The organism is Mycobacterium helveticum (assembly GCF_007714205.1).
Taxonomy (GTDB): domain Bacteria; phylum Actinomycetota; class Actinomycetes; order Mycobacteriales; family Mycobacteriaceae; genus Mycobacterium; species Mycobacterium helveticum.
The window spans coordinates 1-10,110 of the sequence record NZ_VMQU01000159.1 but is presented as its reverse complement, the minus strand read 5'-3'; the positions used below and the strand labels follow the sequence as shown (position 1 = coordinate 10,110).

The 10,110-nt window shown below is 71.4% G+C and carries 9 protein-coding genes; 7 read left to right on the top strand and 2 right to left on the bottom strand.

What is annotated here, in order from left to right:
* Both FPZ47_RS24435 and mnmA read left to right on the top strand, forming a co-directional pair.
* On the top strand, positions 1-1,154 hold a 1,154-nt coding region (locus tag FPZ47_RS24435; protein WP_145039650.1), incomplete at its 5' end, for a cysteine desulfurase family protein.
* Entirely contained in the window at positions 1,155-2,231 is a 1,077-nt protein-coding gene (gene mnmA, locus FPZ47_RS24430) for a tRNA 2-thiouridine(34) synthase MnmA (RefSeq protein ID WP_144954029.1), read from the top strand.
* Here the strand turns inward: mnmA and FPZ47_RS24425 are convergent.
* Positions 2,228-2,863, bottom strand: coding sequence for a sensor domain-containing protein (locus FPZ47_RS24425; protein WP_144954026.1), 636 nt, complete (start codon positions 2,861-2,863; stop codon positions 2,228-2,230). The genes mnmA and FPZ47_RS24425 overlap by 4 nt on opposite strands.
* A 100-nt stretch (positions 2,864-2,963) precedes the next feature.
* On the opposite strand from FPZ47_RS24425, the gene FPZ47_RS24420 reads away from it, so the two are divergent.
* The 3 genes from FPZ47_RS24420 to ligA all read left to right on the top strand — a co-directional run bounded on the left by FPZ47_RS24420 (position 2,964) and on the right by ligA (position 7,435).
* Positions 2,964-3,995, top strand: a complete 1,032-nt coding sequence (locus FPZ47_RS24420) for a uroporphyrinogen decarboxylase/cobalamine-independent methonine synthase family protein (protein ID WP_144954023.1) — start codon at positions 2,964-2,966, stop codon at positions 3,993-3,995.
* Between the two features lie 456 nt (positions 3,996-4,451).
* A complete protein-coding gene (locus tag FPZ47_RS24410; protein ID WP_246133486.1) occupies positions 4,452-5,012 on the top strand; it encodes an OsmC family protein in 561 nt (186 codons plus the stop codon).
* Between the two features lie 329 nt (positions 5,013-5,341).
* Positions 5,342-7,435, top strand: coding sequence for an NAD-dependent DNA ligase LigA (ligA, locus tag FPZ47_RS24405; RefSeq protein ID WP_144954018.1), 2,094 nt, complete (start codon positions 5,342-5,344; stop codon positions 7,433-7,435).
* A gap of 15 nt (positions 7,436-7,450) precedes the next feature.
* Here ligA and FPZ47_RS24400 read toward each other — a convergent pair whose 3' ends face one another.
* The gene (locus FPZ47_RS24400) at positions 7,451-8,107 is read right to left on the bottom strand and encodes an ACT domain-containing protein (RefSeq protein ID WP_144954015.1); all 657 of its coding nucleotides are present in this window, start codon (positions 8,105-8,107) and stop codon (positions 7,451-7,453) included.
* A 123-nt stretch (positions 8,108-8,230) separates the two neighbouring features.
* Here FPZ47_RS24400 and gatC point away from each other — a divergent pair, with 123 nt between their 5' ends.
* The gene (gene gatC, locus FPZ47_RS24395) at positions 8,231-8,530 is read left to right on the top strand and encodes an Asp-tRNA(Asn)/Glu-tRNA(Gln) amidotransferase subunit GatC (RefSeq protein ID WP_144954012.1); all 300 of its coding nucleotides are present in this window, start codon (positions 8,231-8,233) and stop codon (positions 8,528-8,530) included.
* A complete protein-coding gene (gene gatA / locus FPZ47_RS24390; RefSeq protein ID WP_144954009.1) occupies positions 8,527-10,008 on the top strand; it encodes an Asp-tRNA(Asn)/Glu-tRNA(Gln) amidotransferase subunit GatA in 1,482 nt (493 codons plus the stop codon). The genes gatC and gatA overlap by 4 nt, the downstream gene beginning before the upstream one ends.
* Positions 10,009-10,110: the final 102 nt, after the last annotated feature.

The window sequence follows — 10,110 nt, the reverse complement described above, 5'->3', positions numbered from 1 at the left end:
CCACCCCGATGCACCCCGCCGCCGTCGAGGCGATGACGGCCGTGCTCGGCACGGTCGGCAACGCGTCCTCGCTGCACACCAGCGGGCGGGCGGCGCGGCGGCGGATCGAGGAGTCCCGCGAGCTCATCGCCGACCGGCTGGGCGCGCGGCCGTCGGAGGTGATCTTCACCGCGGGCGGCACCGAGAGCGACAACCTGGCCGTCAAGGGCATCTACTGGGCCCGGCGCGACGCGGACCCGCGCCACCGCCGCATCGTGACCACCGAGGTCGAACACCACGCCGTCCTGGACGCGGTGAACTGGCTCGCCGAACACGAGGGCGCCCGGGTGACCCGGCTGCCCACCTCCCCCGACGGGTCGGTCTCGGCGGCTGCGCTGCGCGAGGTGCTGCAGACCCACGATGACGTCGCGCTGGTGTCGGTGATGTGGGCCAACAACGAGGTCGGCACCGTGTTGCCCGTCGCCGAGCTCGCTGCCGTCGCCGCCGAATTCGGCGTCCCGCTGCACAGCGACGCCGTGCAGGCCGTCGGTCAGCTGCCCGTCGACTTCGCCGCCGGCCCGCTGTCGGCGATGAGCCTGACCGCGCACAAGTTCGGCGGGCCCGCGGGGGTGGGCGCGTTGCTGCTGCGCCGCGACGTCGGCTGCGTGCCGCTGTTGCACGGCGGTGGTCAGGAGCGCGACATCCGCTCCGGCACAGCCGATGTCGCCGGCGCCGTCGGCATGGCGGCGGCGGTCCGGATCGCGGTGGACGGACTGCAGGTCCAGGGCGTGCGGCTGCGGGCCCTGCGGGACCGGCTGGTCGACGGCGTGCTGGCCGGCATCGACGACGTCAGCTTCAATGGCGCCCGCGACCCGCTGCGGCTACCCGGCAACGCGCACTTCACCTTTCGCGGCTGCGAAGGCGATGCGCTGCTGATGCTCTTGGACGCCAACGGGATCGAGTGTTCGACGGGGTCGGCCTGCACCGCCGGCGTCGCACAGCCGTCGCATGTGCTGGTTGCGATGGGCGCCGACCCGGCCAGTGCCCGCGGATCGCTGCGGTTCTCGTTGGGTCACAACAGTGTCGACGCGGACGTCGACGCGCTGTTGGCCATGCTGCCCGGTGCGGTGGACCGCGCCCGCAGGGCCGCCCTGGCCGCCGCGGGAGCCTCCTAGGTGAAGGTCCTCGCGGCGATGAGCGGCGGCGTGGACTCGTCGGTGGCCGCCGCCCGCATGGTCGACGCCGGGCACGAGGTGGTCGGCGTGCACCTGGCGCTGTCGGCCGCGCCCGCCGCGCTGCGCACCGGTTCGCGCGGCTGCTGCTCCAAGGAAGACGCCTCGGACGCGCGCCGGGTCGCCGACGTTCTCGGAATCCCTTTCTACGTTTGGGATTTCGCCGAAAGATTCGAAGCCGAGGTGATCGGCGACTTCGTGTCGTCCTACGCGCGCGGCGAGACGCCCAACCCGTGCGTGCGCTGCAATCAGCGGATCAAGTTCTCGGCGCTGTCGGCCAAGGCGCTCGCGCTGGGCTTCGACACCGTGGCCACAGGCCACTACGCCCGGCTGTCCGGGGGGCGGCTGCGCCGCGCCGTCGACCGCGACAAGGATCAGTCCTACGTGCTGGCCGTGCTGACCGCCGGGCAGCTGCGCCACGCGGTGTTCCCGATCGGGGACACGCCCAAGCCGCAGATCCGTGCCGAGGCCGCCCGGCGCGGCCTGGCGGTCGCCGAAAAGCCGGACAGCCACGACATCTGCTTCATCCCGTCCGGGGACACCCGGACCTTCCTGGGCGAGCGCATCGGCGTGCGGCCCGGCAGCGTGGTCGACGCCGACGGCGCGGTGCTGGCGACCCACGACGGGGTGCACGGCTTCACCGTCGGGCAGCGCAAGGGCCTGGGCATCGCCGGGCCGGGGCCCGGCGGCGCCCCGCGCTACGTGACCGCGATCGACGCGGAGACCGCCACGGTCCGGGTGGGCGGTGTGACCGACCTCGACGTCGACGAGCTGGTCGGGCGGTCGCCGGTGTTCACCGGCGGCGGCGCGCCGTCCGGCGCGATCGAGTGCGCGGTCCAGGTGCGCGCGCACGGTGAAACGGCAAGTGCGGTCGCGGAATTGGTCGGCGACGAGCTCGTCGTGCGGTTGCGTGCCCCGCTGCGCGGGGTGGCGCGCGGCCAGACGCTGGTGCTGTACCGGCCCGACCCCGGCGGCGACGAGGTGATCGGCAGCGCCACCATCGCCGGCGCCGGGCGCTAACCCGGCACGTTCGCGACGATGTTGGTCATCACGATGTCGGACACCGACTGCGGGAAGCCGCAGTAGGTGACCTCCAGCAGGGCCACCGACAGGACCCGGTAGTCGCGCCCGCAGCCGCCGGGCCGCAGGTGCAGCGAGTCGGCGTCGGCCTGCCAGTCGCCGACGAGCAGCTGGCCGGCCGAGCTGTCGGCGCAGTTGCCGACGGTTCTCACCAGGTCGCCGAACGCCCGTCGCGCGGTCGCGGCGTCCGGGTAGGCGGCGGCGCCCTCCGAGATCAGCGCCCCCTCGGGCGGGTCCTGGAACGTCGTCTTGTGGAACTCCGCGATGTCGGGGCCGAACGTCGCGGTCTCGGCGAACAGGAACCGGCATTCCTGCGGCGCGTTGTCGGCCAGGGCGTCGATGTCCACCGGGTTGATGCCGTCCATCGACGGAATGATCGTGAGGTGTTCGCCGGCGCCGGTGATCGCGCGCATCCGGGGCTGGTCCAGCAGCACCGTGTCGACATCGACGCCGTGCACGGGATGGCGGGTGGCGCCGAAGCCCGGCAGCGCCGTGCCGTCCACCACCCGCGTGCACGCCGCGGTGAGCACCACCGCGCCGGTGATCAGCAGGGGCCGCGTGAATCTCACCATCCGCCACACCGTCCGTTCCTGAGTCGAAACTACCCGGACGGGCCCGCGCCAAACACCCCTGGCGGGGCGCGTCCCACGTGGCGTCGCATACGGTTGCCCGGTGAGTGCCTTCGCAACCGCCAGCGGCGTCGGCTCCTGGCCCGGAACCGCCCCGCGGCAGGCGGCCGAGGTCATCGTCGGCGAGTTGGCGGGCGCGCTCGCTCACATCGCCGAGCTGCCCGCGCGCGGCGTGGGCGCCGACCCGATCGGCCGGGCGGGCGCGCTGCTCATCGACGTGGCCATCGACACCACGACGCGCGGCTACCGCATCGCCGCCCGGCCCGGCGCGGTGACGCGCCGGGCCGTCAGCCTGCTCGACGAGGACCTGGACGCGCTCGAAGAGGCCTGGGAGACGGCCGGTCTGCGCGGCGGGGGACGCGTGGTCAAGGTGCAGGCGCCCGGGCCGATCACGCTGGCCGCCGGGCTCGAACTGGCCAACGGCCACCGGGCGATCACCGACCCCGGCGCGCTGCGCGACCTGGCGGCCTCGCTGGCCGAGGGTGTCGCCGCGCACCGCGCCGCGCTGTCCCGACGGCTCGAGACGCCGGTGGTGGTGCAGTTCGACGAGCCGTCGCTGCCGACGGCGCTGGGCGGACGGCTGAGCGGGGTGACATCGCTGAGCACGGTCCCCGCGCTGGACGAGGCGGTCGCGGTCGCACTGCTCGACGCCTGCGTCGACAAGGCGGGATCCGATGTGGCGCTGCACTGCTGCGCCCCCCAACTGCCGTGGGAGCTGTTGCAGCGCAGCATCATCGGCGCAGTGTCGGTGAATGTGGACACGCTGCGCGCGGCGGACCTGGACGGCGTCGCGGCCTTCGTCGAGTCGGGCCGCACCGTCGTGCTCGGCGTCGTCGCCGCGACAGCCCCGGTAGCCCCCGGCCAGCGCCCGTCCGCCGCGCAGGTGGCCGCGTCGGTGGTCGCGGTGACCGACCGGCTCGGGTTCGGCCGGGCGGCGTTGCGCGAGCGCATCGGCGTCACCCCGGCGTGCGGGCTGGCCGGGGCGACACCGCAGTGGGCCCGCACCGCGATCGGGCTCGCCCGCAAAGCCGCCGAGGCGTTCGCCGAGGACCCGGACGCGATCAGCCACGGGTAGGGGATCGTCTCGGTCAGCCGAACGGCGGACGCCATCGCGGGCCCGGAAAACGGGCGAAACCGCGATCGGTGGTGGCCGCTGTCGCGCCGTTCTCGATGGCGAGAGCGGCGTGATAGAACCTCCGATCTGCTGGTGGCGCGAAAAATTGAGGCCGATTATCAGGGGGCGGATGCCTCAACCCAGGTTGACAGAGAGGGATCTGGTCGTAGGTCGAGATAACCGCATGACAACGCCGCACGAGCCCAAATCAAATGAGAGGCACAACGGCCCTATCGAGGTTGGGGGCCGCCTCATACATTTACGGGTATATGCGTATCAGCAAACAGACCGGCTGAGCAAACAGGCCGGAGCTGTGTATTGGTGCTGACGCACAGGCGCTGATGGCGGCGGGCGGTCAATGATGGCTCTTCAATGCTGTCAACAGATGATGGGAGATCGATAATGAGGAATGCACATATGCTCGATGGCGTCGACACGAGCGCGTTGACAAAAATGGTCGAAGCAGTGCGGAACGACCGTAACCTGGCCAAGGTGACCTTCCGGGCCAACTCCCAATGGCAGGGTGGTTGCCTTGTCAGCTCGCAGATCGCACCGATGACCCAGGGCGGTGACACCGACACCGGTCGTGCTGGGAAGTTCACCTTGACTAGCGACCATCCGCCCTCACTGCTGGGGAACGATGAGGCACCCACGCCGGCCGAGTACCTTCTGCAGGGTTTCGCGGGGTGCTTGGCGTGCAACATAGTGGCCACCGCCGCGTCTCGTGGAGTTGAGCTGGAAAGCTATTCCTGCGAGGCGGAAACCGACTGGGATGTGTCGTCGCTGTTCCTGGGTATCACCGCGGGGATCACCGCCGAACAGGGGTCCGGCGCCCAGGAGTTTCGGGCGAAGCTGAAGATCGTTGCGCCCAAAGCGAGCCGGGAAGAAATCGAAGCGGTGGTCAAGGCCGGACGGGAACGTTCTCCTGTCACCAATACCCTCGCCAGAGGGGCCAAGGTGGTCGTGACGCTGGAATGAAGCACCGCTGCCCGATTGTCATTATCCCCTGATGTTGATTATCCCCTGGCGGCAACAAAATTCCGCCAGGGGATCAGCGTCGCAGTATGAGCTGTTACGTCGCGACTACCGGTAGTGCGTTGATCTTCCGGTAGAGGTTGTCGCGGTATGCAACGCGATCGCTGGATGGCCGAGTTGACGATAGTCCCCTCGACGTGTCCCGGATCCATTGAGACGCCTCCGATCCGGCGGCGGCGGACACGAGGACCGGAACCCTGATGCAGCAGGCGTCCGGGCGGACGCCCGGCGCACCGACGGACCGTGTCGGCGTGTTCCGTTAGCCTGCCAAGGTGAGTTCAGCAGAGGCCGGTCCCGCCCCGCCCGAGGTTCGGCGGCAATGGCGCGAACTGGCCGACGAGGTGCGCGAACACCAGTTCCGCTACTACGTGCGGGACGCGCCGATCATCTCCGACGCGGAGTTCGACGAGCTGTTGCTGCGGCTGACGGCGCTCGAGGAGCGCTATCCCGAGCTGCGCACCCCCGATTCGCCCACCCAGCTGGTCGGCGGCGCCGGCTTCGCCACCGAGTTCACCTCGGCCGAACACCTGGAGCGAATGCTCAGCCTGGACAACGTGTTCAGCGCCGAGGAATTCGACGTGTGGGCCGCGCGCGTCCACGCCGAGGTCGGCGGTGATGTTCGCGAACTCGCCTACCTGTGCGAGCTCAAGATCGACGGGGTGGCCCTGGCGCTGGTCTACCGCGCGGGCCGGCTCGTCCGTGCCGCGACGCGGGGCGACGGGCGGGTGGGCGAGGACGTCACGCTGAACGCGCGCACCATCGACGACGTCCCCGAACGGCTGACGGCCAGCGACCGCTACCCGGTACCCGAGGTCCTCGAGGTGCGCGGTGAGGTGTTCTTCCGGCTCGCCGACTTCGAGGCGCTCAACGCCAGCCTCGTCGAGGAAGGCAAGGCGCCGTTCGCCAACCCGCGCAACAGCGCCGCGGGGTCGCTGCGGCAGAAGGACCCGGCGGTCACCGCGCGCCGCAGGCTCCGGATGATCTGCCACGGGCTCGGGCACACCGAGGGATTCCGGCCCGCGACCCTGCACGACGCCTACCTTGCGCTCGGCGCCTGGGGACTGCCCGTCTCCGGCCACACCACCCGGGTCGACAGCGTCGCCGGCGTGCACGAGCGGATCCGCTACTGGGGTGAGCACCGCCACGACGTGGACCACGAAATCGACGGCGTCGTCGTCAAACTCGACGATGTGGCGCTGCAGCGCAGGCTCGGCTCGACGTCGCGCGCGCCGCGCTGGGCGATCGCCTACAAGTACCCGCCGCAGGAGGTGCAGACCAAGCTCCTCGACATCCGGGTCAACGTCGGCCGGACCGGGCGCGTCACGCCGTTCGCCCTCATGGCGCCGGTCAAGGTCGCCGGTTCGACGGTGGCGTTGGCGACACTGCACAACGCCGCCGAGGTCAGGCGCAAGGGCGTGCTGATCGGGGACACCGTCGTGATCCGCAAGGCTGGCGACGTGATCCCCGAGGTGCTGGGCCCGGTCGTCGACCTGCGCGACGGCTCCGAACGCGAGTTCGTCATGCCCACCCACTGCCCCGAGTGCGGTGCCGAACTGGCCCCCGAGAAGGAGGGCGACGCCGACATCCGCTGCCCCAACGCCCGGTCCTGCCCGGCGCAGCTGCGGGAGCGCGTGTTCCACGTCGCCGGCCGCGGCGCCCTCGACATCGAGGGTCTGGGCTACGAGGCGGCCACCGCGCTGCTGGCCGCCGGGGTGATCGCCGACGAGGGCGACCTGTTCACCCTCACCGAGGATGGTCTGCTGCGCACCGAGCTGTTCACCACCAAGAGCGGCGGGCTGTCGGCCAACGGGACCCGGCTGCTGGCCAACCTGGGCACGGCCAAGGCGGCGCCGTTGTGGCGGGTGCTGGTGGCGCTGTCGATCCGGCACGTGGGGCCCACGGCCGCCCGCGCCCTGGCCACCGAGTTCGCCAGTCTGGACGCGATCATGTCGGCGTCGACCGAGCGGCTGGCCGCGGTCGAGGGCGTGGGGCCCACCATCGCCGCCGCGGTCACCGAGTGGTTCGCCGTGGACTGGCACCGTGCGATCGTCGACAAGTGGCGGGCCGCGGGCGTGCGCATGGCCGACGAGCGCGACACCAGCGTGCCGCGCACCTGCGAGGGCCTGACGATCGTGGTCACCGGGTCGCTGACCGGGTTCTCGCGCGACGGCGCCAAGGAGGCGATCGTGGCGCGCGGAGGCAAGGCCGCCGGTTCGGTGTCGAAGAAGACCGACTTCGTCGTCGCGGGCGACGCGCCGGGTTCCAAATACGACAAGGCGGTCGAGCTGGGGGTCCCGATCCTCGACGAGGACGGCTTTCGTCGGTTGCTTGCGGAGGGGCCGTCTGCGCAGGCGGCGCCGGGGTAACGCTCGCCGGCGGTCTCAGCGCAGCATGGTGGCCACGATCCCGGCGAGGTAGCCCAGCCGGGCCACCTCCGACGGGCGGAAGTCGGGGCCGGGGCGGCCCAGCACCACCGCGGTGTGCGGGTCGCCCAGCGGCGCCGCGACCATCGTGGTGTCCATGTCCCGCCACGCCTGCGGCACCCAGTCGCCGGTGTTGTCCAGCGTGACCGCCTGCTCGATCGGCAGCCACGGGGCCGAGTCGGCCTTGGTCTCCGGGGCGCCCGGGCTGCCGGCGAGGCGGTGCAGCTTTCCCTGCGCGCTGTGCAGGACCGTGCACCAGTTCACCCGCAGCACCCGGGGCGCCTCGTTCGCCAGCACCTGCAGCTTGGCACCCTTACCGCCCGCCGCCGCCACACGGTCGAGAAGTTCGAGCTCCCGATGCGCCTCGAGGCGGCCGGTGTGCGGACGGACGCTGTCCACCCGGACACCGGACAGCGACTCGGCGGCCGTGATCAGCGTGTCGGGCATCGACCCGGCCGGCAGTTCGATGACCAGGTCGTCGATCGCATAGCCCGAGCTGCGCTCGACCACGTCGAGCGACAGGATGTCGGCGCCCACCGAACCCAGCGCCACGGCCAGCGACCCGAGGCTGCCCGGGCGGTCGGCCAACTCGATGCGCAACAGATACGACGGCACGGCCACTTACTTTTGCACAGCGGGGCCCGCACGGCATTCCGGGGACCGGGTGGCCCGCGCCTGCCCGACGTGCGTGCGGCCGGCTTCACGTTCGCGTCGTCACCCGGGCTAGGCTTTTCGCTCGTGTCCCAGATCTCCCGCGACGAGGTCGCGCACCTGGCCCGGCTGTCCCGGCTGGCGCTGACCGATGCCGAGCTGGATAGCTTCGCCGGCCAACTCGACGCCATCCTCAACCACGTCAGCCAGGTCCAGGCGGTCGACGTCAGCGGCGTGGCGGCGACCGACAACCCGCTCAAGGACGTCAACGTGATGCGCCCGGACGAGAAGGCGCCCTGCCTGACCCAGCAGGAGGCGCTGGCCGGGGCGCCCGAGGCCGTCGACGGCCGCTTCGCCGTCCCGCAGATCCTGGGGGATGCCCAGTGAGCGAGATCATCCGCAGGGACGCCGCGACGCTGGCCGCCGGGATCGCCGCCGGGGAGCTGTCGTCGGTCGAGGTCACCCAAGCGTGTCTGGACCAGATCGAGGCGACCGACGACCGCTACCATGCGTTTCTGCACGTGGCCGCCGACGAGGCGCTGGCGGCGGCGGCCACGGTCGACCAGGCGGTCGCCGCCGGCGAGCGGTTGCCCTCGGCCCTGGCCGGTGTCCCGCTGGCGCTCAAGGACGTGTTCACCGCGGTCGACATGCCCACCACCTGCGGCTCCAAGATCCTGCAGGGTTGGCGTTCCCCCTACGACGCCACCGTCACGCTGCGGTTGCGGGCCGCCGGCATCCCGATCCTGGGCAAGACCAACATGGACGAGTTCGCGATGGGGTCCTCGACCGAGAACTCCGCCTACGGCCCCACCCGCAACCCGTGGGACGTCGAGCGGGTGCCGGGCGGCTCCGGCGGCGGCAGCGCGGCGGCGCTGGCCGCGTTCCAGGCGCCGCTGGCCATCGGTTCCGACACCGGGGGCTCGATCCGCCAGCCGGCCGCGCTCACCGCGACCGTCGGCGTCAAGCCCACCTACGGCACGGTGTCCCGCTACGGGCTGGTGGCCTGCGCGTCGTCGCTGGACCAGGGTGGCCCCTGCGCACGCACGGTGCTGGACACCGCGCTGCTGCATCAGGTGATCGCCGGGCACGACACCCGCGACTCCACGTCGGTGGACGCCGAGATCCCCGACGTGGTCGGCGCCGCGAGGGCCGGCGCGGGCGGTGACTTGCGCGGTGTGCGCATCGGGGTGGTCAAGCAACTGCGTGGCGAGGGCTACCAGCCGGGGGTGCTGGCGTCGTTCGGGGCCGCGGTGGACCAGCTGACCGCGCTGGGCGCCGAGGTCGGCGAGGTCGACTGCCCGCACTTCGACTATGCGCTGGCCGCCTACTATCTGATCCTGCCGTCGGAGGTGTCCAGCAACCTGGCGCGCTTCGACGCGATGCGCTACGGGCTGCGCGTCGGCGACGACGGCAGCCACAGTGCCGAGGAGGTGATGGCGCTGACCCGCGCGGCTGGTTTCGGCCCGGAAGTCAAGCGGCGCATCATGATCGGCACCTACGCGCTGTCGGCTGGCTATTACGACGCGTACTACAACCAGGCGCAGAAGGTGCGCACGTTGATCGCCCGCGATCTCGACAGGGCGTACGAATCTGTCGACGTCGTCGTGTCACCCACGACTCCCACCACCGCGTTCCCGCTGGGCGAGAAGGTCGACGACCCGCTGGCGATGTACCTGTTCGACCTGTGCACGCTGCCGCTGAACCTGGCCGGGCACTGCGGCATGTCGGTGCCCTCGGGGCTGTCGCCCGACGACGGCCTGCCGGTCGGCCTGCAGATCATGGCGCCCGCGCTGGCCGACGACCGCCTCTACCGGGTGGGCGCCGCCTACGAGGCCGCCCGCGGCCCGCTGTCGTCCGCCATCTAGACGGTATGGGCAGGCTGGGGCCTCGCTGCATGTGAACGTGGGTTGCCGACAGGAATTAGGTCCTGGCCGGTAGAGCCACAGATGTAGGAGGCCCCAGTGAAA

Bases quoted from the DNA above. Each gene is read 5' to 3' on its own strand.
- FPZ47_RS24425 (WP_144954026.1), bottom strand. From the start codon at position 2,863: ATGGTGAGATTCACGCGGCCCCTGCTGATCACCGGCGCGGTGGTGCTC.
- FPZ47_RS24410 (WP_246133486.1), top strand. From the start codon at position 4,452: ATGCTCGATGGCGTCGACACGAGCGCGTTGACAAAAATGGTCGAAGCA.